Origin of the sequence: Bacillus sp. YBWC18 (assembly GCF_002998775.1) — a bacterium.
GTDB lineage: Bacteria > Bacillota > Bacilli > Bacillales > Bacillaceae > Bacillus.
Genome location: NZ_PVRI01000007.1, coordinates 55728 through 79347, shown reverse-complemented (window position 1 = coordinate 79347; position 23620 = coordinate 55728). Strand labels below are relative to the sequence as shown.

Here is a 23620-nt window from a genome sequence, read left to right as displayed (position 1 = left end):
CCAAGCCGCTATTAACCAAAAGAGAAAGAGAAGTATTCGAATTGCTCGTCCAAGATAAAACAACTAAAGAAATTGCAAGCGAGCTTTTTATTAGCGAAAAGACTGTTCGAAATCATATTTCGAATGCTAAGCATACCTTTTGCAAATTAATTCCTCGATCAATTAAAATAACTCCAAAAGTCATCTGTTAATAAGTTACACAAAAGGATTATAATTGTACTATGAGAAATAATTACTTATATATTAGAGCAAAAATTCATACTTCTGCGACAATTTCCGACAACATTTTTTTGTACTATATGTTAAATTTAACAATGGTAAGGTGATCATATATGACAAGTACAATCGCGAAAGACTTACGGACGTATTTACGGAACTCAATCGAAATGTCTAAAGAAAGTCAAAAACAAGTTGCTACAAAACTGGGTATAAGCAGTAGTTATTTAAGCAAATTTTTAAATGGCAAGGATGTCTCGTTCTGGATTGTTCATAAGATCATTAATTACATTGACAAAGAGAACGAAGTTGAACTTATTTTTAATTATTTTAGAGAAGGCATTAGTTCCAAAAATTTTCCTGCTGCTTTAGAATATTGTTATTCCAAGCAATTGTACGATTATACAAGTGTTCTTGCACAGGAGTACAAAAATAAAAGAAATTCAAAAACTCAGGAATTATGTTCTTTATATTCGTTAATGTTAGAGTCAAGATTTATATTCGAAAGTAATACTTTTTTAGATAACCTGAGAAATTTCAAAACCACCTTTTTGGAAACTGAAATTATGGTGAAGGTCTTACAAGTCTATTACTATTATTTGAACGGCCATTATGATTTAACTATTTATACGATTGATCAAATAAATGACTTGTTGTTTCAGGTTAATGATCCGTTTCTAAAAATGGCATACGGTGCTAGGGTAGATGAAATTCAAGTCAATATTTACTTGAAGCAAAAAACAGAATTAATACAATCACGAAAAATTGCTAACAGAATTTTGGATAGGAATTTCAGCACAGCTCACAACATTACTGCTTATCACATTTTAGGTCTTTCGTATTTTCCAGAATCCTATGAACAGTCAATTTCTTATTATCTTAAATGTATTGAACTTTATTCGAAATTTCCTGATAGACAGGCTGAAATTCTGGAAAATAAAGAAGAAATATCGTTTCTTCAAAAGTACTGGAATAAAAGAATTCATGACGAATTCGCAGTAAGTGAATTCTCCATGTTATTAAAACATGATGGGGATTTAAGCAAATATTACAAAGATGAGAGATATAATAAATATGCGCTTTTTTTTGATGGAATAAAAGAATCTTCAACAGAAAAATTGCTATTATCACATCATTATTTTTCAAAAACCAAAGATTATTTTAGGGCAAGTTTCCCAAAAAATGAATTGAATAGAATTGGATTTAAGTATACACTCTAAGAGTTAGGGGGTGCTATACATGACTAAACGTTTCAATGTAATTGTTTTAACACTTACACTAGGAGCAACAATAGTTGTTTCGGAAATTCACTCACTTATCACTAACAACCCAGAGACAGTATATGAAACAAAAGACGTAAGACCTGGAATGTAAATATAAGATATGAAAAAGACGCTACCTATAATCAGGTATCGTCTTTCGTGTTTTCTGGGGAAGTTTCCTGTTTTCAAAAATAACGAAAACAGGAAATTATTTTAAATATTTCTAATATGGATTAAAATATAAACAGAACAAACGTTCCTTGGAGGGAAGAGAAATGGCTATAAAATATGAAGAATTAATGGAAATCTTAGAAGCAATAAAAAAAGAAGATCAAAATCAATCCTCTTCAGGTGAATCGTCTTCAAAAAATTTAGCCTTAGAAGCTCTGTAATTTTTAAGGGCATCTAACATGAAATTACGCTCATCATCTGTTATTTGTTTGCCATCTGCATCTATAATGTTTGCATTTTTGATATTCTCAAGAGTTAGTTCTTTCGCGAAAACTACTATCTCAGCTTCTTTACCCATTTTTTCAAGTTCGCTCGGATCAGTCACAAAGTAAGTGGGATCAACATTGAAAAAATCTGCAAGTTTTGTCAAAGCTTCCAAAGAAGGACTTTTGATTTTACCCGTTTCAAGTTTTGATAGATAGCCGTTACTTAAACCAACTTCTTGAGCAAGCTTTCTAATAGACAGTTTGGGTTTATACTCTTGCCTTAGTCTTTTTAAGTTTATTCCGATTAACTCATTTTTCTTGTTATCCATAAAATAAAGTCACCTCGATTTAACGCCACTGATTAGTAACAACATATTAATTATATCATGTTTAAGATTCCTATAAGAAACATTTATGAAATTTATGGTTGCACTAAAAGCAGAAGGATGATATATTTTATTTGTGCTTCCTATAAGAAGCGTTTGGGAGGTGAAAACGATGGTCCATGAAACTTCTACTTTTGCAGAAAAGATTAAAAAACTAAGGTCAGAAAGAAATGAAACTCAACGGCAATTTGGCTTGGTTACAGGGTTTTCTAGCTCTTATATTTGTAAGTTGGAAAAAGGGAAAGCTAATCCGTCGCACTCTTCTTTAGTTCAACTAAGTGAAAAATTAAATTTGCCACCGGCTTATTTTTTTTAAAACAAGTGCTTCCTATAGTGATCAAAATTCGAAGGGCAGTCCTATTGTCCACATTGCATATTATGTTTCGAGGTGATCTTTATGGCTAAGAAAAAGCAAAAGAGAAAAAGCAACCTGTTTCTCGGAGAAGTTTTCTTTGGAACAGAAGACAGAGAAAAACTTTTTACTGAGGCTGTGGCGCCTTATTACACACCAGTAAAAAAAGAAAAGAACAAAAAAACTAAAGAGGCTTGAAACATTTGTTTCACCTTTTTTTGAAGGACAAGCCTAATCATAAAAAGAGGTGAGTAACTCGTGGCAAAATTTCGCCAAGTCTATACAACATTTTGGAATGATCCGAAGGTTACTGAGGAAATGACACCAGAGGACAGGTACTTTTATTTGTATCTTATTACTAATCCAAATACTACTCAAATTGGTGTGTACTCAATTACGAAAAAACAAATGGCTTTTGATTTAGGGTATTCCATCGAATCAATAAACAGCCTTATGGATCGATTCGAAAACCACCATAAACTAATTGTTTATAACAACGAAACAAGAGAATTAGCTATAAAAAATTGGGCTAAATACAACCTGAATAAAGGTGGAAAACCAGTACTGGATTGTGTTGCAAAGGAGTTAAGAGAAATCAAAGATAAATCGCTACTCCGACTGGTTTATGAATACGTGAAAAATGACAGTATCAAGGTGTTGTTTGAACGATACGCCGACGACTCGTCAACGATACGCCGACGACAAGTGGACAATAAGAAGAATAATAATAAGAAGAATAATAAAGATATATTGTCGGGAAACCCGACTGCGGATGAATTAGAAATTCCATTCAAACTCATAACGGATCTTCTCAATCAAATGTCAGAGAAAAATTACCGTCACACCACACCAAAGACACAGCAACTAATAAAAGCAAGATGGAACGAGGGATTCAGATTCGATGATTTTAAAAAGGTCATCTTAGCAAAATGCTTTGAATGGCGTGATAACCCTGAAATGAGTAAATTCCTTCGTCCCGAAACACTTTTCGGAACAAAATTCGAAGGTTACTTAAACAACAGTGATGAGGTGATAAAGCGTGCACAGCATAAAGGCGGTGGCAGCCGAAGTAACCGACAAAATGACCTTCCATTCTGATTACTGTAATAAGCATACATACATTCGTGGCAGTGAAGATGTTGTAAAACCTGTCCGAATGATGGTGATGAATGGGAAAGTTATTTGCCCTCGATGTGAACTGGAAGAAGAGTCAAAGAAATTGCAAAAAGACTTAGAAAGTCAAATTGAATATAGCCAGCGGCAGAAAAAATTTAACACGTTGGAAAAACGAAGCATGTTCAGGGATCGAACTGTCTCACAAGCAACATTTGATAATTACAATGTTGCTGAGCCAGAAGAGACCAAGAATAAAAGTCGCATGATGGATCTTGTTAAACATTTGCAACAAGGTGAAGTGTTCAACATCTTTTTGCAGGGACATCCAGGAGTGGGGAAGAGTCACCTTGCATATGCAGCACTTAGAGAACTTAATGTGCCTCCTGATCCCGACAATCCTGAAGACAAAGGTCAATCATGTTTATTTATCAATATGGAAGATGCTGCTACGGCAATTAAAGATTCATTTAGCAACAAAGAGAGCAAGTACACAGAAGCATATGTGACTCAGTTGATGGGTGAAGCCGATTATCTTGTGATAGATGACATAGGTGCAGAAACAGGGTCTGAACATTCGGATAGTAAAGCCAGCGATTTCATTCATCGTCTCATCTACAAAGTAACATCTGCTCGGCAAGATAAAGTGACAATTTATACAACCAACCTTACTAGCGAAAAGCTGTATCAAATGTATGACAGCAAGCTAGTATCACGTATCACCCAAAAGCAGCAGTACATCATTTTTAAAGACACATCGGACAAGCGTAAAGAAGTATTGCCGTTCTAAGGGAGTGTAAATGGGAAGGTTGATAGTTTAATAGATCAGCTGGCAGTAAGTCTGATTGACTGAAAAACACAAGGAGGAACCACATGAAAAAAGGCGGTAGAAAGCCCACAAGAGCCGAAAGGAAGATTTTAATAGTGAATGGGTTGAACCCACTTTATTGGCTCGTAGAAAAGAATCTGACGACATCTGTGCATGTTGTACACAAAGAGGTCGGTCGCAGAAAGGAAATTGCGAAATGAGTGTCACTAGAATCATTTTGAATCATGTCAATTTCGAATGGACGATTGTTGGCCTCAAGCGATTTTTGGATTACTGGTACGAAGGCAGGTCAATCGAAGAGATGGCGGAGTTATTTAACCGACCGTCAGAAGAAGTTTTGCTTTTGATGATTGATTTCAGCAAACGAGGAAAGATCAAAGAGCGTCCGAACGGTGTCGGCGCAAACGAGCCTATATATATCAAAAAAAGCGCAATGAGCTACAAAAAAAGAGATTTACGCAGGCTGTTCGAACAACAACCGGTTTACTACGCTTGTCCGCACAGCGATTTCATATGGGATGAAAAAGACATCATTTTATTTAGACAAATGTGGCAGGACCATGAGCCTATCAGACACATTGCAAACCGTTTGGCCCGCAATGTCGTTGAAATTCTGCTGCTGATTATAGATCAAGCAGAGTTGGGAAAGATTCAACCACGTAAAGACGGAGTTTTTGAAAAGGGAGACAAGCAGTATGAAAAAGAAAAGCATCTTGTTGCCATTTGAGAAAGCGACAGCACGGCAGCTGGAAGTGATTGCGCGGTATGAGGTTTGTCCAAAACAGCTAAAGACAGCAGCCGTGCGCCACCTCAAAAAAAGAGGGGAGGCATCGAGTGATGACCAGTGAAGATAGAGCGTTAATGATCGAGTGGTTGAGCCTCACTAATGTTGGTCGCGAATATTGCGAAAAACTATCAGACGAAGAACTCGAAAGAATCTATAACCTCAATGTTCCGCAGCGTGACGAATAGGGAGGTGAGCATATTGGAAAAGGTAACGAATCCATACAAATCGGGTCCAGTCACAACTTGGGTGATGAGAGAGGATGAACTAGCAGTATATAGGCAGCAACATCCACCAAAACCATATAAAAAGAGACTCAAACGTAAAGACTGGCGTTGGCAGCGCACAGATCAATCCGTCGAGTCTCAGCGGTAGAATTCACATCAGTTCAATGTGAGTGATTAAACTTATGAACCTTAATTATATCACATTGGAGTGAAGATTGTGAATAGACCACAGACTATCTCATTAACAAAAAACGAGCCTTTCACAATATTAGTTGAACAAGGAAAAGTACAAGTGATCGTGCTGGACGGGATAAACAACACAGCGCATTACATAGAGGCTCCCGAACACGGTCACACAATCATTGAAACGATTAAAGGGAGTTTTGACCGAGTTAGATTTGATTTCAGTTATAAAACTAAACGATAGCAGGGGTTTATCCCCTGCGGGGGAGGAAATACCATGAATTTACCTAAACATGTCGAGCTTTCACAGGCAGTCAAAGCCTGCAAAAACAAAGCGATGACAATAGATGATGCAGCTACTCATCTAGGTGTACCGAAATTTTTCGTACCAGTGCTGGCTGATAGTTGCCCTGACTTGGTTATCGAAGGAAATGTAGTCATGGCAAAGCGTGAGTCAAACGGACCTGTCATTTTCACTCTACTGTTTTTCATGGGGATTATTGCTGTCGCTGGGTTGATGCAATGAACCAGCTCAATCTATTCCGTGAAATCATTGTAGACAACTTTGCAGGAGGCGGCGGAGCAAGCACAGGCATTGAGCTTGCGACAGGCTTATCAGTTGATATAGCTATCAATCATGATCCTGCTGCCATTGCAATGCACGAGGTGAACCATCCTGACACGGAACATTATTGCGAAAGTGTGTGGGATGTTGATCCTAAACAAGCAGTCAAGGGTAGAAAAGTCGGTCTAGCATGGTTTTCGCCTGACTGTACACACCATTCAAAAGCTAAAGGCGGCAAGCCTGTAAAACAGAGCATCAGAGGGCTTGCGTGGATTGCTGTTAGATGGGCGATAGCAGTTAAGCCACGCGTCATCATGCTTGAGAACGTTGAGGAATTCAAAGATTGGGGGCCTATCTCTAAAGAAGGTAAACCGATCAAAGAGCAAAAGGGGCAAACATTTCAATCATTCGTTAAAACGCTTGAATCACTTGGATATGAAGTGCAGTTCAGAGAGTTAACAGCCTGCGACTATGGAGCGCCAACCATAAGAAAAAGATTCTTCATGGTTGCAAGATGTGACGGAAAAGAAATCGTATGGCCGAAGCCAACACATGGTGATCCTAAAAGTCTTCTTGTTCAAACAGGAAAGCTCAAGCCGTGGCGATCGTCTTACGAAATTATAGATTGGTCCATAGGGGTCCCTAGTATATTCAGTAGGAAACGGCCACTAGTTGAAAATACAATGAAGCGAATCAAACGAGGCATTGATAAATTCATTGTGAACAATCCAAGTCCTGTAATGGTGCCGGATAAGAGCAAAGTGGCATTCTTAATCAGCTATTACACAGAGCAATCAGAAAAGGATGTAAGAGGCCTTTCGCTTGATCGTCCATTACACACAATCACAGCTGGCGGCAATAGATTCGGGTTAGTGACCGTTGCATTTTTGACTAAGTATTACGGTCAAGGAGTAGGACAGCGATTAGACGAGCCATTGCATACAATTACAACCAAAGACCGTTTCGCATTAACAACAGTTTGCACAAATGGTCAGAGGATTGCAGACATCGGATTGCGTATGTTGCAACCTAACGAACTATTTGCAGGGCAGGGTTTCCCGCCTGGGTATACATTTAACATCGGTAATAAATCGGATCAAATACGCAGGGTGGGGAATAGTGTTCCGCCGCAATTCGCAGAGCAGCTGGTCAGGGCGAATTTACCTGAATTATGTGTACCTGAACACATGAACAAATATTATAGCAAAGCAAACTAACAAGCCTAGCGGCTTAGGAGGAATATCTGTGGAAATTCGAATTGAAAAAAGAAAAGAAGCAGGTTCTTGTAATTATTGCGACAGAGCCACAATCTACGGAAGAAGTTGGGTTCAATATCCTTACGATGAAGTTATCGAAGTTAAGGGAAATCAAACCAGCACACGCTTTTGTAAGGATTGTTTCAAGAAGCTATCTGAGTTTAACCAATATGTTAAGCAGGAGGAAACGGAATGAGTGAACATGTGTTAAAGGAATTTGAAACGCTTAGGGAAGCGGTTGAATTTATAAAAGACGAACTGAAAAAAACTGATGCTGAAAGAACAGAAGCAAGAGAAATCTCATTGAAAATTAATCCTGGTAGAGTATTAGAATCTATGGAGGAAGATAACTGGAACGATGAATTGTTTTTATTGTATTCGATTGATGACGGTCCTTTCTTCGTTTTTGGATCAGATTATGATATAGAACATTGGCTAGAAAGTGATGCTTGGGACAATTGGGGCTTGTGGGAACGTGACGATATTGAAGGATCACTCAATGAGGATGTAATGGTATGGAAGTTTCATAGAGATATTTGCAAGGAAAAATGGGAGATACTTTACAGAAATTCAAAACCATTTATAAACGGTTGGTCAAGACAGCGTAAAGAAATAGCGTTTGAAGCAGTTCCATCATTCTCATTAAATTAAAAAGGGGCCAATGAAGTGAAAAAACTACTAATCACACTAACTATTATTATTGCGGCGGTGCTTTATGCGCCGTCTGCTCAAGCGGTAACTAGCGGATATAAAACAATCGGAGGGCATACAGTCAGCGTATCAACGGATGCTAATTCTTACACGCCGAGAGCTAAATCAATCGACGTGACAGCACGTAAAACGGGCAATGAGACAGTATACTACCGCTTCACGTTACAAAAGAAGGTGAGCGGCAAATGGAAAGATCAACGGTTTAGTCTCGTTGGATCGTTTAAGACCGCCACACCTGCAAAAGAGTTTTACATCGTCAATCACACATCCGGCACGCATCGGATCAAAATGACAATCTACAAAAACAGTAATTGGACAGGCGTTAAGGGGCATATCTATACACCAGCTTTCGAGGTGAAATAAAAAGCATTTATTTTGTGAATGTTATATAATTAAATCAAAAAGGATTGTTTTGGATGTACTGGTTGACTACTTTTATTTTTGGTTTAATTTTTACAGTAATTAATAGCCTTATTATGAGATTGTTAGATCGAAAAGAATATAAAAACAGAGTTGAAATTGCAAATTCAGAGTTAAACAAGACGCTGAAAAATTATATCTCAGAAGGCGAAATCCCGAGTGTTTCCCTTATAAAAACACTGTGTATGGCATATTCAAAATCATACAAAATAAAGAGTAAAGATATTAATAATTTAGAGAATGTAATTAATCGTCTCATTAGAGAGATTTTTGAAACGAGTTTTCTACCGAGTTCTCAAAAATCAAAAATATCCGAAGAGTTATTAGATTTAAAAGAATCTAGTCTGAATTCGAACCTTTCGAATAATTCCAATAATGAAGCTAGTGATGAGAATGAAAAAAGTATTCATTCACTTTTTAGTTTTGTAACTGGTTCAGCTATCGCTTTTCTTTTTACAACGATTGTTTTAGATATTCTAAATCAAAACCTTAACTTTATTAAGGATGATACTCCTATTAATTTATTAATTTTCTTAACAACATCTGCTGTGATTTCTCTCATGATAATGATAGTGATAAAATTTCTTCTTAGGAAAAAATAAGTCCAAGACGGAGAGCCTGCGGACACTGATCAACACCTTTTAAGGGTGCTGGTTGGTGTCCGTTTTTTATTTGTCTGAACGGAGGATGAACATGAAGAAGGATAAACCAAAAAAACAGCCGCAGAAGCTCACTGACAGAGATTTAAGAGAGCTTATGGGGCAAAACATGCAACGATTAAAGCGAGTCAAAGGCGGGGCAATGCGCAGAAAATAAAGGGGGAATTATCTTGAATCAAACACTTTTAGACATTCCGCAGATCGACGAAGAAAAAACAAGATTCAAAATGGAAAAAATGATGGAAAAATATAAAATACTTAGGTTGCAAACGCCGGAAGACTTTCTTCCAAAGATCACAACAACATATACCATAACGCCGCCGAGTTTCTCCAATCAGTTTCATTCATCGACCGAGGATGCAGCCCTTAAAAAAATGGACTGGGAAATCAAGCGTGATCAATTCATGAAACGGATTCAGCGTGCAATCAATCGTCTTACGCAAAAAGAGCGCCGTATTTTAGTTATGCTCTATATGCAAGATGAAGAAATGTATGATTACGAGATTTACGCTGAAATGGGCCTCAGCCAAAGGAATTATTATCGTGTTAAAAATAAAGCATATTATAGACTAGCCTTTGCTTTGAGAGAAGAAGTGTACAAGCAGGGGGATAAATCATGAATTTTGTTCAGCCGATAAGGGATCTTGATCAGATCCATTATATAAAGAAATATCTTGGAGAGCGGAACAAAAGGAACTTACTACTTTTTGTGGCCGGAATCAATTTAGGCTTGAGAATATCTGATCTTCTTCAATTACGTGTTAAAGATGTTAAGAAACAATATGTGTCTTTAAGGGAGAAGAAGACAGGCAAAGAAAAAAGAATCAAGATAAACAAGACACTTCGGAAAGCACTAGATCAATATATTAAAGATCGTGATGATCAAGAGTATGTATTTAGAAGCAGAGAGGGACTAAACAAGCCCATCAGTCGCAGCAGTGCATACATTATTTTGAGAGAGGCGGCGGAGTATGTTGGACTTGATAGTATAGGGACGCATACACTTCGAAAAACCTTCGGTTACTGGCATTATAAGAAATTCAAGGATGTAGCCTTGCTGCAAGAAATATTCAACCATTCAAGCCCGGATATTACACTGAGATATATCGGGATCACACAAGACACAATGGATAAAACAATGGACGATTTCGGCTTATAGGCTCATCTGTTCAAACGAAAGCGCGTTTTTTGTTCGACAAATTTTGCAAACCATTTCATTTATTTGTTTTCTGTCGATAGAAAGATGGAGGTAATATATAAATGATTTATAGATTTATATTCACGAAATAAAGCATCCATCGTTATACTTTTTCTAACGATCTTATCTGTGTGTTAAATATTTATCGGCAGCTAAAACCAGTTTTAAATAAGGTTTATTTAGTTTTAATTGAATTTAAATAATAGGGAGATTTCAAATGAAAAGATTATTTCTTGTTTTATCTGTACTTATAGTTACATTATTTGGTTGCTCTAATCAAAGTGTTTCGAGTAGTTCTAAGTCTAGTAGTAATAACAAAAAAGAAGTATCAAGTGAAGAAAAAGAGACTAAAAAGCAGCATAATCTTTCTAGTGAAGACAAAAAAATCATTAATCTTATTAAAAATAAAGAATTTGATCATGTTATTAAAGAGACTGGGGAATTACAAAATGAATTTAAAAAAGATTATTACTTTATAGCTTCTGCTTACAAAAAGTTAGAACAGTTAAAAGGTGCTAAAGTGAGTTTAGATAATTATGATGATTATACTTATGTTGATGCAATGTTAGATAAAGTAAAATACAAAAACAGTCATGCAGATTTAGATTTTCTTCAAACTCAAGAAAATAATAAAAAACACATAGATGCTTTGCAAAATGATAAAGATGATCAAATTCAAGAAAATATTAAGGAAATAGAAGAAGCAGAAAAGTATTCTGCTATAAGGGAAAGAGCAACTGTGATAGAAGAGAGAACTAATAGTCATCAAAGTGTTTCTGTTGGTATGTCTAAAGAAGAAGTATTAATTGAAGGATGGGGGAAGCCTGAAAAGATAAACAAAACTCAAACAGCAGATCATACTATGGAGCAGTGGATTTATAAAGGGAATAAGTATTTATATTTTGAGAATGGGATTCTAAGCACCATATCAAATTGAAATAGGTGTATAGAGTTAGTTGAAAGTCCTCGATATTAAACGTGGGCTTTTTTTGAGATTATTTTCATCAACTCACCATAACGAGAAAATGTCCAACTCATTTTAAGGAAATGACTGAACAGCAACAGGGGCAAAGGATTTAGCAATTCCCTGAGTTAGACACAATAATAGATATGGTGAATTGGTGGATTATGTGGATAAATAACTATACTAGATATATAATGTTCTTAAAAACGGATTGGAGATTTATGGTGAAAGATAAAAAAATAGGTGTTGTACATTTAGTATATGGTTGTATTATTGCACTCTTAATTATTACGTTTACATTGGCAATTGCATTTGGTGGGAATAAAGATGCTGGGAACCAGATGAATGTTATGGCTACTGGTATTTCTGTTGTTCTAGCTGTAATTGCAATATTAATGACTCTAGTAGATGTTGCTGGTCAAAGGCAATCAATTATTGAAATCAAAGAAACTGCTGAGAAATTAATGGAATTTCAAGAATTAGCGCAAGACAAAATAACGGAATTGTTAAGAGCTATGAGTGAACTTGACGAAATCAAAAGTATTATGAAAAATAATACAGTTGAATTACAAAACTATACAGAGAGGCTAATAAAAGAAAATTCTGAAACACAGGGCACGATGACTCAAGAAAAACTAGAAGAATTTAACTTAAAATTAAATGAGAAATTAAAAGAACTTAACGGTCAGTTGATAGACTTAGATACTAAAAGATTAATAGAAGGTAGTAGTAATGAAAAAAAGAAAGCTATTTATGAATTTAGGAAGTGGGTTAAAAGAACATTTCCAAAGAATGCTAGGATAGAATTTAGTATCTTTCTCGATAGTGTTTACGATTCTTTCAATATGAATGAAATAAAGTATATTTTATCTTACTTAAGAGAAAGTGGAGCTACTATTACAGATAATGAAGTAAAATTAGTCGACGTAAACTATATTAAGGGAGTTCCACCACAATATTTTTAATTTGGCACACTTTTGGCAGAATCTTGGCAAAGCGTTTTGTCTGAGAGCGGTTAATATGGTATTAGGTGATAAATTGGGGGCGACTTCCATTACGGAGGTCGTTTTTTCGTTCGACAAAATTTGCGAATAATAAAATTTTCACATGACAGGTCGATATATCATCTGAGGTGATCATATATGACTAGGAAACTTGGAGAATCTAAAGATGTTACAAAATATTTAAAAGGTCGTTATAAAAAAAAGTATAAAAAAATATTAAAAACAACTTATAACGAAGATGTTAAATTACAAAAAGACATTATCTTAGATCATGATAAAGATGAATTAAACATGATGTTAAAAAGAATTGAAGCTTCTATAGAAGTAGAGAAAGACACTCAAACTTTATACAGTCAGCCTTTTTCAATAATACTTGTTATGATAACTGTTATGGTGTCAGCATCAATGGCAATGGTATCAAGTTTTATGTCACTTATGAGTAATATCTTTGGTAAATATTTAGACAGTCAAGATATTAAAAAGATTAATTTTAACGAGTTGTTTAACTCTCTATCTAGTTTTAAACCTGTAATTCAATATGTGTTAGTAAGTGCTGCTGTGCCTTTTTTGGTTTTGATGATTTTTTGGACTTGTATTTATACAAAACGGCATAAATCCATTGGAAGGTTATATGCGACCTTGGTTTTATTGGAAGAGTGTATAGTAGATTATGATAAAGTAGTACAACAGCAAATTAATACTTGATTAATATAAGAAATAGAATTTGAAATATTGTATAAAGGGGGAGAGATTTAATGAATGAAGTTATAACCGCTGCAATTATTGCAGGTTTTGTTTCAGTTGTTACTGGTATTATAACCATTGTGATTCAAGTGAAGAATGCAAGAAGGACGTCTATAGTGGACACTATAAGTAGTCAAAGAATTGAATGGGTTAATAAAATGAGAGATAATTTTGTGGAATTTAATGACTTAATATTTATACATATTGTTAAACTGAATTCATTCTTGAGGCGTACACAAGAAGAGAAAGAATGGAAGGATGATTTCAACTTTGTTGAGAGTATCGCAACAATAAGGAGATTACAAAATAATATTAGTTTACTGGTCAATCCGTCAGAGGAGTATGCGAAAAAACTTATTGATGAAGTCAATAATGTTCTCTTGTTTCTTGTAAAACATGATGAATTTGATAAAAGTGTTGCACAGCAAAATCAAAAAAAAATAATATCGCTTCAGCAAGTAATATTAAAATCAGAATGGAGTCGAACTAAGCAAGAAATACAGAATGGAAAAGTTTTGACCGATAAAGAAGTTGAAGCAATATATACTGAAAAAGCAAATGAATTAATATCAAATTAAGTGAGAACACCACATATATTTTTAAGCTACAAAACGTTTATCATTAACCTTTCTTTTAAGAAAGGTTTTTTATTTTTTAGAGGGGAGAAAGAACGTGAATGAAAAAGCCATTGAAACCATGCAATGAACCTGGATGTCCTCAACTAACGCGTGAAGGGTATTGCCAGCAGCATAAGACATCGAAGCCTTCATATGATCTGTTCCGTGATTCATCGTCACGCCGTGGGTATAACAGCCAATGGCGTAAAGCGCGTGAAGGTTATCTAGCAAAACATCCTTTGTGTCAGTCTTGTATGTTACAAGGCAAACGAATTGCTGCTACGGTAGTGGATCACATCAAACCGCATAAGGGAGATAAAAAATTATTTTGGGATTCTTCTAACTGGCAGCCGTTGTGTGCGTCCTGTCACAGTAGGAAGACCGCTAAAGAAGATGGAGGGTTTGGAAATGGATTATAAAAAATGTACATGTGATCAATGCGGAACAATCTTCATAGTTAAATACTGTTCTAGGATTATGAAGATCGGACGCGGAATCAAACGTCATCTGCTAGTGTGTCCGAGGTGTAAGGCTGAGTACACATCTTACTACACAAACGCGGAAATCAGAAAGCAGCAAAGTAAAATCAGTAGGATTACACTGCGATTCGAATGACGACGAACAAAAGCCTACTTGATCAACATTATAAGAAAGTAGATTCGATACGAGCAGATTTAGAAAGAGACATGAATCAGCTTCGCATTGAAGTTGAAGGCCCCCCTACCTTAAATCCCTAGAAACGATTTGTTGTAGACCGCGTCTCCCTCAACATCGCGAGAAATTCCCTAAATGAAATTTTGAAAGGAGGTGAGAGGATGGCGAGGCCTAGACAACCTGTAGATTTATTGTTGGTAAAGGGTAAGAAAAACCTTACCAAGAAAGAGATTAAAGAAAGAAGAGAGCAAGAAATAAAGGCACCAGATGACAAAGTGAAAGCTCCTTCTTACTTACCAAAAGACTTAAAAAGAGAATTCAAAAAGATAGCGGACGAGCTCAAAAACATCGGAATTATCACAAATTTAGATGTAGACGCGCTTGCCCGTTTTTTATTTGCAAGAAAACAATATTTAGAAATAACAGAAATCATATTAGAGACACCGATCACAACCCTTGCTGAAAATTCAGAGGGAGAAAAGTTTGAAATTGCGAATGCTGCCTACAGTGATCTTCTTATAAATCAAGATAAGTTATTTAAACAATGCAGACAAGCATCAAGTGATTTAGGCTTAACCATTTCCTCACGCTGTAAACTCGTTATCCCAAAGAAAGATGACAAGCCTAAGACAAAAGAAGAAGAACGCTTTGGAGGGCGCATGTAATGCTAACGCAAGAAATGACCGCGGAGCTTTTAATTGAGCGAGTTTGGTCATATTGCGAAAAGATCCAAGCGGGCGAAATAAAAGCAGGAAAGAAGCACAAGTGGGCTGTTCAGAGGTTCATTAAAGACGTAGAGCGGTTAGCAGATGAAGACTGTCCGTATTATTTTGACGCGGAAGCAGTCCTTGATTTCTATGAATGGGCCAAGCAATTTAATCATGTCGAAGGGATATTAGCAGGTAAGCCAATTGAACTTACAGACTTTCAATTATTCATTGCTGCTAATATCTACGGCTTTTACAGAAAAGAGAATGACGCTAGACGATTCAGAAAAGTATATATTCAGTTAGCTAGGAAAAATGCAAAATCGCAACTACTGGCTATAATGGCTTCGTATGAGATCTTCCCAACTCAAGAAAAACATCGTGTGTTTATTGCAGGTTGGTCGCGAGATCAATCAGATGAAGTCTATCAAGCAATTCTTGAACAACTAAATCACGCGCCAATTTTAGAGGGGAAATATACGGATGCCAACGGAAAGATTAAGAAACACAAAACAAATTCCATTATTCAACCTCTTTCAAGGGAAGCCCGAAAGGTAGGAGACGGGAAAAACCCATCTTTAGGAATTGTAGACGAATATCACGCACATGAAACAAGTGAGATTTATGACGTGCTCAATAGTGGAATGGTAGCGAGACGAAGCCCCCTTATGGTAATTATTACAACTGCTGGGTATAACTTAAACGGCCCCTGTTTTAAAGAGTATCAATATACAAGTAAAATACTTGACCCTGATGTAGATACAAAAAAAGATGATTATTTTGCATTGATTTGTGAGCTTGATACTAGCGATGATGTTAAAGATGAATCTAACTGGATTAAAGCAAACCCAATCGTTGCAACTTATGAAGAAGGCATGACGTCTCTAAGATCAGATTTAGAAACGGCTCTCGAAGTCCCTGAAAAAATGCGAAGTTTTCTTACAAAAAATATGGATCGCTGGGTCGACCAAAAAGACAATGGCTATATGAAAATGTCAAAATGGCGGGCCTGTCATGGTGAAATACCCGATCTAAAAGAAATGGCCATCTATCTTGGCATAGATTTATCAATGACAACGGATTTGACTTCTGTCGGGTGGGTTGGCGTCCTTGATGGCTTTTATTATGTCGGCCAGCATTCTTTCATTCCAGAGGAAAAAGCAAAAGAGAAAATGGCTACTGATAAAGTGCCTTATGATTTATGGCGCGATCAAGGTTGGATGACATTCACACCAGGGGAGGCAGTTGACTATCAATTTGTCGAAAGGTGGATCATTGAATTTGCACACGTCAACAAATTAAGGGTCATTGAAGCTGCTTACGACAAATGGAATGCGCTGCACCTTGCACAACGGCTTGAGAGTAAGGGATTTAATATGGTTGAGATGCCGCAAAAGATTCAGCATCTTTCTTTACCAACAAAAGACTACAGACAAAAGGTATACGAGGGCAAGGTCATTCATGCGAATGACCCATTGCTCACTTTTGCGTATAATAATGCAATCCTTAAACAAGATCCGCAAGAAAACATCATGCTAGACAAAGCGAAATCACCTCAAAGAATAGATCCAGCTGCAGCGGTGATGAATGCTTTTGCTAGGGCCATGTATCACGATACGGGCGCAAACGTTGACTTAAACAAACATTTTTCAGGAAATTTCAGTTTTTAGGATGTGAGAGAGTGAAAAAATTTATTGTACTTCTGAAATCAATACTAAACGACTTGCTGTTTATTGGAGGGTGCACCTTTATTCTGCTGGCAGCGTATCGGGTAAATACAAACATCGGTCTATTTCTGACGGGTGTATTTTTTATGTTTTATGCCTACCTGCTGTCTAGTCACGTGCGGCAGAAAGAGAGGTGAAAATAAATGTTTATAGACAAGTTTTTTGAAAAACGATCCGGCTCAAAAACGTTAGACGGTTTCAGCCAGTTGATCAATCTGTTTGGAGGTAGAGAAACGGCAAGTGGTGAAAGAGTCAGTGAAAGTAATTCATTTGAGCAGCCTGACATTTTCGCATGTGTCAACGTACTGTCTGATGACATCGCAAAGCTACCGATACACACTTTTAAAAAAGAGAGTCAAGGAGTCAACAGAAACCCTAATCATCCATCTGCCTATGCAATCTACGCAAGGCCGAATCCATACATGACTGCTTATGTGTGGAAAAAGCTGATGATGACGCATGTACTCACATGGGGAAATGCCTATTCAATGATTGAGTTTGGGGCTCACGGTTTCCCTGAAAATCTTTACCCGTTGCGGCCGGATGCAACAAAAGCATACATCCATCCCGACTCAGGGAGGCTATGGTACCAAACCACCGTTAACGGAAGAACGATGGAACTATATGAACACCAAGTGTTGCATTTTAAAGGTTTATCAACGGATGGCATTCACGGTAAGTCGCCTATTGGGGTAGTGAGAGAGCATATAGGCGCTCAAGCAGCTGCAACAAAATATAACGCAAAACTATATAAAAACGAAGCCACGCCGCGAGGCATTCTAAAAGTACCTTCTTTCTTGGATGAAAAACCAAAAGAGAACGTAAGAAAAGAATGGCTGCGGGTCAACCAGGGTGAAAACATAGCGATTATTGATAATGGTCTTGAATATCAATCAATTGCTATGCCTTTGCAAGAAGCGCAGTTTGTAGAATCTATGAAATTCAATAAAGCACAAATTGCAATGATTTATAAAGTTCCGTTGCATAAACTCAATGAGCTTGATAAAGCCACATTTTCAAACATTGAGCATCAATCCCTGGAATACGTAAAAAACACATTGCAACCGTGGATCGTGAATTTTGAACAGGAGTTAAATATTAAATTGTTTACTGACAATGATCAAAAAGCGGGCCATTATGTAAAATTCAATGTTGATAGTGAGCTGCGCGGCGACAGTAAAACTCAAGCAGAGTATTTTAAGACGATGAGTGAAGCGGGTCTTTTAAATAAAAATGAGATTCGCGACTTGATTGAAAGAAACCCTATTGAACATGGTGAAAAATATCTATCTAGCTTGAACTATGTGTTCCTTGACTTTATGGAAGAATACCAGCGGCTTAAAGCTGGTTCAGCCATGAAGGGAGGTGACAGCAAGAATGAGTAAAGAAAAAGAAGTGCGGCTGCTCACGACGCCAATTGAGATACGTTCCGACGGTGAAGGACAAGCCGAATATGTGGAAGGATATGCCTTGAAATTTGAAAAATGGTCCGAGCGTTTGGGGTGGTTCAAGGAAATCATAAGCAGGAACGCTTTAGAATCTACCGATCTATCAAACGTCGTTGCACTGTTCAATCATCGAGAAGATTTTCCTCTAGCAAGAAACACCGTTTCAGGGGAATCAGGACGGCTTGAATTAGAAATAGATGGCATAGGTCTTAAATTCAGATTTAAACCGTCAGACACGTCATATGCGCGCGATCTCAAGGAGAATATACGCAGCGGCGTTATTAATCAATGTTCTTTTGCCTTTTCGTTGGATTACAACGGAGACGAACCCGACGAATGGAGAATTAACGAAAACGAGGATATATACGAACGAAGAATAAACAGAATTCACCGCATTTATGACATATCTCTAGTAACGACACCAGCATATAGCGATACCGAAGCTGTGGTAGGAGCCCGCAGCTTAGAGAAAGTAGAAGAAATGAAAGAACAACGAAGTGCACCAACAGATGAAAATTTAAAAATTGAATTGGAACTATTAAGCCTTGATCTTCCCGAATAAGGCTTTTTTGCGTTCTATGAGGAGGAAAAATAAAGATGACAAAAAAAGAAATTGAACTGCGTCAGCAGTTTACACGAAAGAAAGAAGATGCTGATAAAGCACTAGCAGAAGGAAAAACAGAGGAAGCGCGCCAGCTACTCGATGAAGTGAAAGAGCTTAAGAATCAAATTGAATTGATGGTAGAAGGACGCTCACTGAACGTGCCTGATTTACCTGGCGGTGAAAATTTTGTGCCGGAGCTAGAACGTAACCCGGAGGGACGAAAAGGAGCCGAAGGGGATAAGGAAGAACGTCAAAAGAAATTCACCAAGTTGTTCATGAAGTCTCTTCGAGGTAAATCCTTAACACATGAAGAACGTGAATTCCTAGAAAACCCTGAATTCAGAGCGATGTCAGGAAAAAATGAAGAAGATGGCGGAATCCTGATCCCCGAAGATATTTCAAGAACTATTAAAGAGTTAAAGCGGGAGCAACTACATCAACTTGAGCAATATGTAACAGTCGAGCCTGTGGCAACAAGATCAGGTAGCCGTATGCTTGAAAAAAACGGAGACATGACACCATTCCAAGACATCGAGGAAATGGGAAACATTCCAGAAACAGACCAGCCTAAGTTTACAAAACTATCATATAGCATTACTGACTATGCTGGGCTTTTGCCACTTTCCAATACATTGCTGCAAGATACAGATCAAGCGATCATGACATATGTCGCGAAATGGTTCGTTAAAAAATCAGTCGCAACAAGAAATGCACTCATCCTGAAAATCCTTGACGATTTGAAAAAGGTAGAATTTAAAGGCCTGGATGACATTAAAAAGACTTTAAACGTTACGCTAGATACCGCCATTTCAGCTGGTGCGATCATCATGACAAACCAAGACGGGTTTAACTATCTTGATCAATTGAAAGATGCGGACGGTAAATATCTACTCAAGGATATTCCTTCCGAACCGACAAATAAAATGCTGTTTGGTCGCCGCGTGGTGGTGATCTCAAACAAAGTCTTGAAAACAAAAGCAGGGAAAGCACCTGTAATCGTTGGGGATTTAAAAGAGGCAGTTGTTTTATTTGATCGACAGCAACAGTCTATCGACTATACGAATCTTGCAGCAGGATCATTTGAAACGAACACAACAAAAGTGCGTGCAATTGAACGAGAAGACGTCCGGAAATGGGACGAAGAAGCCGTAGTATACGGCCAATTATCAATAAAAGAAGTAAAAGAAGTAAAAGAAGAAGAGGTGAAAAAGTCATGAGAGTGACGAAAAATTACACCACTGATGGCGGGGATCGAACTGTCATCGGTGGTGTATTAGAGTTTGCAGGCGGAAAAATCGTCAAAGACGGCGAGGAAGTGAGTCTAGGTGGCGGCGGATCAGCTGCACCAGGAAGCGTGACACATGAAATACTGGCCGAAAAAGCGGTTCGTTCGGTAAACATCGGGACGGGAAGCGTTATGCCGGAGCATCTTAATTCGTCTATTGAAACTAGACTCAAGGGAATGGAAGACGAAATAAAAGAGCTGCAAAGCAAAATGAGCAAAGAATAAACATTGGAAAGGAATTGATCTAACATGGCAAAAGATTATCTAAACGAAAGTAATGGAGTATTCACGTCCGCGGAGGCGGGCCCTGATGGTAAACCTATCACAGCAGTTACGGTGAAAGACAATAGCGAAGAAAATCCACTTTATGTGAAGGGATTAAAGGGTGATCCAGGTGAACAAGGCCCACAAGGTCCGAAAGGAAAAAAAGGCGATCCAGGAGAGCAAGGCCCAAAAGGTGACAAAGGAGATCCTGCAGTAATTGAAACGGGGTCTATTAAAAATGATCATTTAGCTGATAAATCTGTCAACTCTCGTACTATCGGTACTGGCAGCGTCATGTGGGAAAATCTCAATTCAGCTGTAAAAGAAACGATTACCGAATTACAAACTAGAGTCGAAGCTTTAGAAAAACCAAAAACTGAATAAGTAGGCGGTCTTCTATGGATTTAAAAATGCTGAAAGATGAATATTTAAAGGTTGATACCGACCAAGATGACGCCTTGCTTAAATCCTTAATTACTGCAGCAAAGGGATATATCAAAAATGGTATAGGGCGTTATGTTGAAGGTAACGAGCAGTATGCACTGGTAACAGGCATGCTTGTTGCTCATTGGTACGAAAATCGAGGGGTGTATGAGTCAGGCGTTTCCGGCTCATCCATCCCTTTTACTATTCGGGATCAACTAACTCAACTTCGCTATGTGGAGGTAGAAGAGGATGAAGAAGATAAGCGAGTTGAATCGTCGTTTAACTTTTCAAGTAAAGAAAAGGGTGCAGGACGATGAGATGAAATGGAATGAATCTTATGAAAATGTTTTTGAGACATGGGGTTCAATTGAAGGATTTTCCGGCTCAAAGTCAGACACGCTTGTGGCTGGCGCGCTAGGAGTCAAGTCACCGAAGAAAATTACAATTAGATATCGTGAAGACGTTAAACAAGACATGCGAATCCTTCATCAAACGGGAACCGATGATGCAGGAGAGCCAATATACCGCACTTTCGACGTAATGGATTTTAACGACGTTGAAAATAAAAAGAAGCGGCTTGAAGTCACATGCAATGAGGTTGGCATAAATGGCTGATATGGATATTGAAGGATTTGATGATCTAACGAGATTTTTCAACAAGATAGGTGACGACGTCGAAAAAGCTGAAAAGATTGCCCTTAAAGCTGGGGGCGAGGTAATAGCCGAGCATCAAAAACGTAACGTGAATAAGAGTTCAAAGAATCAACCTCATATGGTGGATAACATCACGGTTTCAGCTGCAAGAGAATCCAAAGACGGTGAGCTGTTTGTTTCGGTTGGGCCGAATAGAAAAGTCGCTTACAGAGGGCGATTTTTAGAGTGGGGCACGTCTAAAATGCCGCCGCATCCATTCATTGAAAAAAGCGCAATTGAAGGGGAGGGACAAGCTGTGAAGATCATGGAAAGAATTATCACGGCGCCTATTAAATGAGCTTTGATGCAAAGAAGGAATTGAGTGCAGCGTTATTAAAAAACAATGAATTAAAGCAGCTTGTCACGGGTGGTTTTCATAATCTTGTGGCCGATGATGTGGCCGCATTCCCCAGGGTTGTATTTTCAGAGATTACAAATAGGGATCAAGAGTACAGAGACAACCATTCGGCAGCAAGTGAGGTTCGATTCCAGTTAAGCATATTTTCAAAAGCAGACACACGGAAAAACGAAACAGAAATAGCGAAACAAATAGACCGTCTTATGAAAGATTTAGGTTACGGAAGATATGATTCCGTCGACCTTTACGAAACAGATACAAAAATCTTTCATCGGGGCATGAGGTACGTCAAAACATTTTTCTAGGAGGAAAACAGATGGGTAAAACAATCTACGGATTAGACATGTTCCATTATGCTGAGCTGATTCAAGACGACGATAAAGGACTTGAATATGCAAAGCCTGAAAGACTGCCAGGAGCTGTAAACGTCAAAGTCGATCCTAAATCAGAGCAGTCTAAATTTTGGGCTGATAACGGCGTGTTTGATTCATTTAACAACATGGGTGACATTGACCTTGAAGCTGAACTAGCAGATTTACCTATAGAGGTGCAAAACAAGATTTTCGGCCACAAGGTCGAAAATGGGATTTCTTTTGCCAGTTCTGATGACAAGGCCATTTTCTTGGCTTTCGGGTTTAGAGCGAAAACATCTACAGGCGGACATAGGTTTTATTGGTTTTTAAAGGGACTTCCTGAATTGATGGCCAATGAAAACAAAACGACAGAGGGTAAAGCAGACCCTGAAACAGCAAAATTCAAGGCGGGCTTTATGACTTTACAAAATAAGAAGGGGAAAAACCGCTGGAAGGCTCAAGCTGAATTCGACGAAGGCTTTGACCCGGATGAATGGTTTAAACAAGTTGTATACGACGGGGCGTCGTTTGCAAAAGGAAAAGATACAGAGGATTCCACAAGTTCAGTAGACATCGGAAAGGGCGTTTAATAACGCTCTTTTTTATTTTGTAATCGGGAGGCAATAACATGGAAGCATTGACAATCACCTTGCATTTAAACGGTAAGAAAAAGAAATTTTCCACACCTAGCTTTATCACTGGAGCTTTATTTAGGACCGCGGCAGAAATAACAGAAGACCTTGAATCGAATGATCCTGAAAGAATTTATACAAGTAGACAATCAGAGTTTATTTGTGAAGTGTTCGGAAACAAATTCACTGCAGAAGAATTTGAACAAGGCATTGATTCACGACTTTTATATAGAACAATCTACGCAACCGCAAACTATGTCATTGGGAATATCGTTGAAGCGAGCAAAATCCTGAATCCTGAAACCGGAGAGGAAGCAGAGCCGGGGGAGTAAGTTTGTCCGATGCTGTCCTTGATATGTATAACGCATTAGAGGACATTGGCTTTACTCAAAATCAGATAGACGAAATGGACATTGTCTATCATCTAAAACGTCTTGCACGCAGGAAAGAAGCAAGCAAGGAAAAGCCAAGTAAGAACGCTGCAGCATCGGATAAGCCTTTATACATTGATCAGATACCTGGACTGTAAAAAGGTGGTGAGG

At 37.8% G+C, this 23620-nt stretch carries 42 protein-coding genes; 41 read left to right on the top strand and 1 reads right to left on the bottom strand.

The features are described from left to right. From C6348_RS17565 to C6348_RS19205, 3 genes are all read left to right on the top strand, one after another. The coding region (locus C6348_RS17565; protein ID WP_106043890.1) for a LuxR C-terminal-related transcriptional regulator at nt 1-191 on the top strand (191 nt) is incomplete at its 5' end. A 141-nt stretch (nt 192-332) separates the two neighbouring features. Continuing rightward, nucleotides 333-1436, top strand: a complete 1104-nt coding sequence (locus C6348_RS17560) for an AimR family lysis-lysogeny pheromone receptor (RefSeq protein WP_105926222.1) — start codon at nt 333-335, stop codon at nt 1434-1436. A 19-nt stretch (nt 1437-1455) separates the two neighbouring features. After that, entirely contained in the window at nt 1456-1590 is a 135-nt protein-coding gene (locus C6348_RS19205; RefSeq protein ID WP_255222349.1) for a hypothetical protein, read from the top strand. Nucleotides 1591-1815: 225 nt separating this feature from the next. On the opposite strand, the gene C6348_RS17555 is transcribed toward C6348_RS19205, so the two are convergent. Further along, complete coding sequence (locus tag C6348_RS17555) at nt 1816-2244, bottom strand: helix-turn-helix domain-containing protein (protein ID WP_106043889.1); 429 nt, start codon at nt 2242-2244, stop codon at nt 1816-1818. A gap of 169 nt (nt 2245-2413) precedes the next feature. Between C6348_RS17555 and C6348_RS17550 the strand changes: the two genes are divergently transcribed. From C6348_RS17550 to C6348_RS17385, 38 genes are all read left to right on the top strand, one after another. Continuing rightward, nucleotides 2414-2617, top strand: coding sequence for a helix-turn-helix domain-containing protein (locus C6348_RS17550; RefSeq protein ID WP_105926218.1), 204 nt, complete (start codon nt 2414-2416; stop codon nt 2615-2617). Between the two features lie 81 nt (nt 2618-2698). Further along, nucleotides 2699-2851 (top strand): hypothetical protein, encoded by a 153-nt coding sequence (locus tag C6348_RS18975; protein WP_017367805.1) that lies wholly within the window; start codon nt 2699-2701, stop codon nt 2849-2851. A gap of 60 nt (nt 2852-2911) precedes the next feature. Then, a complete protein-coding gene (locus tag C6348_RS17545) occupies nt 2912-3751 on the top strand; it encodes a conserved phage C-terminal domain-containing protein (protein ID WP_106043888.1) in 840 nt (279 codons plus the stop codon). Further along, a complete protein-coding gene (locus C6348_RS17540) occupies nt 3711-4556 on the top strand; it encodes an AAA family ATPase (RefSeq protein WP_223251597.1) in 846 nt (281 codons plus the stop codon). Before C6348_RS17545 ends, C6348_RS17540 begins: the two co-directional genes overlap by 41 nt. 83 nt (nt 4557-4639) lie before the next feature. Continuing rightward, nucleotides 4640-4795: a DUF6906 family protein gene (locus C6348_RS18970; protein WP_189293933.1), complete on the top strand. Its 156-nt coding sequence runs from the start codon at nt 4640-4642 to the stop codon at nt 4793-4795. Beyond that, on the top strand, nt 4792-5322 hold the full coding sequence (locus tag C6348_RS17535; RefSeq protein ID WP_106043886.1) for a hypothetical protein: 531 nt from the start codon (nt 4792-4794) through the stop codon (nt 5320-5322). The genes C6348_RS18970 and C6348_RS17535 overlap by 4 nt, the downstream gene beginning before the upstream one ends. Before the next feature lie 110 nt (nt 5323-5432). Then, nucleotides 5433-5567 carry a BH0509 family protein gene (locus tag C6348_RS18805; protein ID WP_140356209.1) on the top strand — a complete coding sequence of 45 codons (135 nt, stop codon included), beginning with the start codon at nt 5433-5435 and terminating at the stop codon, nt 5565-5567. A 13-nt stretch (nt 5568-5580) separates the two neighbouring features. Beyond that, nucleotides 5581-5754 carry a hypothetical protein gene (locus C6348_RS18965; RefSeq protein ID WP_189293931.1) on the top strand — a complete coding sequence of 58 codons (174 nt, stop codon included), beginning with the start codon at nt 5581-5583 and terminating at the stop codon, nt 5752-5754. A 60-nt stretch (nt 5755-5814) separates the two neighbouring features. Next, nucleotides 5815-6033, top strand: coding sequence for an XtrA/YqaO family protein (locus tag C6348_RS17530; protein ID WP_411266113.1), 219 nt, complete (start codon nt 5815-5817; stop codon nt 6031-6033). A 33-nt stretch (nt 6034-6066) separates the two neighbouring features. After that, nucleotides 6067-6315 (top strand): hypothetical protein, encoded by a 249-nt coding sequence (locus tag C6348_RS17525; protein ID WP_106043884.1) that lies wholly within the window; start codon nt 6067-6069, stop codon nt 6313-6315. Continuing rightward, nucleotides 6312-7571 carry a DNA cytosine methyltransferase gene (locus tag C6348_RS17520; RefSeq protein ID WP_106043882.1) on the top strand — a complete coding sequence of 420 codons (1260 nt, stop codon included), beginning with the start codon at nt 6312-6314 and terminating at the stop codon, nt 7569-7571. The genes C6348_RS17525 and C6348_RS17520 overlap by 4 nt, the downstream gene beginning before the upstream one ends. Nucleotides 7572-7599: 28 nt before the next feature. Next, on the top strand, nt 7600-7806 hold the full coding sequence (locus tag C6348_RS17515; protein WP_106043880.1) for a hypothetical protein: 207 nt from the start codon (nt 7600-7602) through the stop codon (nt 7804-7806). Beyond that, a complete protein-coding gene (locus tag C6348_RS17510; protein ID WP_106043878.1) occupies nt 7803-8261 on the top strand; it encodes a hypothetical protein in 459 nt (152 codons plus the stop codon). The genes C6348_RS17515 and C6348_RS17510 overlap by 4 nt, the downstream gene beginning before the upstream one ends. 15 nt (nt 8262-8276) lie before the next feature. After that, nucleotides 8277-8684 (top strand): hypothetical protein, encoded by a 408-nt coding sequence (locus tag C6348_RS17505; protein ID WP_106043876.1) that lies wholly within the window; start codon nt 8277-8279, stop codon nt 8682-8684. Nucleotides 8685-8737: 53 nt separating this feature from the next. Beyond that, nucleotides 8738-9343 (top strand): hypothetical protein, encoded by a 606-nt coding sequence (locus C6348_RS17500; RefSeq protein ID WP_003216268.1) that lies wholly within the window; start codon nt 8738-8740, stop codon nt 9341-9343. A 91-nt stretch (nt 9344-9434) separates the two neighbouring features. Beyond that, nucleotides 9435-9557: a hypothetical protein gene (locus C6348_RS19200; RefSeq protein WP_262982740.1), complete on the top strand. Its 123-nt coding sequence runs from the start codon at nt 9435-9437 to the stop codon at nt 9555-9557. A 13-nt stretch (nt 9558-9570) separates the two neighbouring features. Next, complete coding sequence (locus C6348_RS17495) at nt 9571-10020, top strand: ArpU family phage packaging/lysis transcriptional regulator (RefSeq protein WP_106043874.1); 450 nt, start codon at nt 9571-9573, stop codon at nt 10018-10020. Further along, nucleotides 10017-10559 (top strand): site-specific integrase, encoded by a 543-nt coding sequence (locus C6348_RS17490; RefSeq protein WP_106043872.1) that lies wholly within the window; start codon nt 10017-10019, stop codon nt 10557-10559. Before C6348_RS17495 ends, C6348_RS17490 begins: the two co-directional genes overlap by 4 nt. A 256-nt stretch (nt 10560-10815) precedes the next feature. Continuing rightward, nucleotides 10816-11535 (top strand): hypothetical protein, encoded by a 720-nt coding sequence (locus tag C6348_RS17485; RefSeq protein WP_106043870.1) that lies wholly within the window; start codon nt 10816-10818, stop codon nt 11533-11535. Nucleotides 11536-11786: 251 nt separating this feature from the next. Beyond that, on the top strand, nt 11787-12527 hold the full coding sequence (locus C6348_RS17480; RefSeq protein WP_142394262.1) for a hypothetical protein: 741 nt from the start codon (nt 11787-11789) through the stop codon (nt 12525-12527). 177 nt (nt 12528-12704) lie between these two features. Further along, complete coding sequence (locus tag C6348_RS17475; RefSeq protein WP_106043866.1) at nt 12705-13271, top strand: hypothetical protein; 567 nt, start codon at nt 12705-12707, stop codon at nt 13269-13271. A 50-nt stretch (nt 13272-13321) separates the two neighbouring features. Then, the gene (locus tag C6348_RS17470; protein ID WP_106043863.1) at nt 13322-13888 is read left to right on the top strand and encodes a hypothetical protein; all 567 of its coding nucleotides are present in this window, start codon (nt 13322-13324) and stop codon (nt 13886-13888) included. 98 nt (nt 13889-13986) lie between these two features. Beyond that, a complete protein-coding gene (locus C6348_RS17465) occupies nt 13987-14346 on the top strand; it encodes an HNH endonuclease (RefSeq protein WP_106043861.1) in 360 nt (119 codons plus the stop codon). Between the two features lie 396 nt (nt 14347-14742). Continuing rightward, nucleotides 14743-15246 (top strand): phage terminase small subunit P27 family, encoded by a 504-nt coding sequence (locus C6348_RS17455; protein ID WP_106043857.1) that lies wholly within the window; start codon nt 14743-14745, stop codon nt 15244-15246. Continuing rightward, entirely contained in the window at nt 15246-16958 is a 1713-nt protein-coding gene (locus C6348_RS17450; protein WP_106043855.1) for a terminase large subunit, read from the top strand. The genes C6348_RS17455 and C6348_RS17450 overlap by 1 nt, the downstream gene beginning before the upstream one ends. An 11-nt stretch (nt 16959-16969) precedes the next feature. Then, nucleotides 16970-17152: a hypothetical protein gene (locus tag C6348_RS19125; RefSeq protein WP_106043854.1), complete on the top strand. Its 183-nt coding sequence runs from the start codon at nt 16970-16972 to the stop codon at nt 17150-17152. Between the two features lie 6 nt (nt 17153-17158). Next, nucleotides 17159-18400 carry a phage portal protein gene (locus tag C6348_RS17440; protein ID WP_106043852.1) on the top strand — a complete coding sequence of 414 codons (1242 nt, stop codon included), beginning with the start codon at nt 17159-17161 and terminating at the stop codon, nt 18398-18400. Next, nucleotides 18393-19025, top strand: a complete 633-nt coding sequence (locus tag C6348_RS17435; RefSeq protein WP_106043850.1) for an HK97 family phage prohead protease — start codon at nt 18393-18395, stop codon at nt 19023-19025. The genes C6348_RS17440 and C6348_RS17435 overlap by 8 nt, the downstream gene beginning before the upstream one ends. Nucleotides 19026-19060: 35 nt before the next feature. Further along, nucleotides 19061-20284 (top strand): phage major capsid protein, encoded by a 1224-nt coding sequence (locus C6348_RS17430; protein ID WP_106043848.1) that lies wholly within the window; start codon nt 19061-19063, stop codon nt 20282-20284. Continuing rightward, on the top strand, nt 20281-20577 hold the full coding sequence (locus C6348_RS17425) for a hypothetical protein (protein WP_106043846.1): 297 nt from the start codon (nt 20281-20283) through the stop codon (nt 20575-20577). Before C6348_RS17430 ends, C6348_RS17425 begins: the two co-directional genes overlap by 4 nt. Nucleotides 20578-20601: 24 nt before the next feature. After that, complete coding sequence (locus tag C6348_RS17420) at nt 20602-21000, top strand: collagen-like protein (protein WP_106043844.1); 399 nt, start codon at nt 20602-20604, stop codon at nt 20998-21000. Nucleotides 21001-21014: 14 nt separating this feature from the next. Then, on the top strand, nt 21015-21359 hold the full coding sequence (locus C6348_RS17415) for a head-tail connector protein (protein WP_106043842.1): 345 nt from the start codon (nt 21015-21017) through the stop codon (nt 21357-21359). Next, nucleotides 21292-21657, top strand: a complete 366-nt coding sequence (locus C6348_RS17410) for a phage head closure protein (protein ID WP_106043840.1) — start codon at nt 21292-21294, stop codon at nt 21655-21657. The genes C6348_RS17415 and C6348_RS17410 overlap by 68 nt, the downstream gene beginning before the upstream one ends. Next, nucleotides 21650-22033, top strand: coding sequence for an HK97-gp10 family putative phage morphogenesis protein (locus tag C6348_RS17405; RefSeq protein WP_106043839.1), 384 nt, complete (start codon nt 21650-21652; stop codon nt 22031-22033). The genes C6348_RS17410 and C6348_RS17405 overlap by 8 nt, the downstream gene beginning before the upstream one ends. Then, nucleotides 22030-22398 carry a tail completion protein gp17 gene (gene gp17, locus C6348_RS17400; protein ID WP_106043837.1) on the top strand — a complete coding sequence of 123 codons (369 nt, stop codon included), beginning with the start codon at nt 22030-22032 and terminating at the stop codon, nt 22396-22398. The genes C6348_RS17405 and gp17 overlap by 4 nt, the downstream gene beginning before the upstream one ends. Nucleotides 22399-22409: 11 nt before the next feature. Then, entirely contained in the window at nt 22410-23036 is a 627-nt protein-coding gene (locus tag C6348_RS17395) for a major tail protein (protein ID WP_075622175.1), read from the top strand. Between the two features lie 38 nt (nt 23037-23074). Continuing rightward, the gene (gpG, locus tag C6348_RS17390) at nt 23075-23410 is read left to right on the top strand and encodes a phage tail assembly chaperone G (protein ID WP_106043835.1); all 336 of its coding nucleotides are present in this window, start codon (nt 23075-23077) and stop codon (nt 23408-23410) included. A gap of 2 nt (nt 23411-23412) precedes the next feature. Beyond that, nucleotides 23413-23607: a hypothetical protein gene (locus C6348_RS17385; protein WP_017367766.1), complete on the top strand. Its 195-nt coding sequence runs from the start codon at nt 23413-23415 to the stop codon at nt 23605-23607. The last annotated feature ends 13 nt before the right edge of the window (nt 23608-23620 follow it).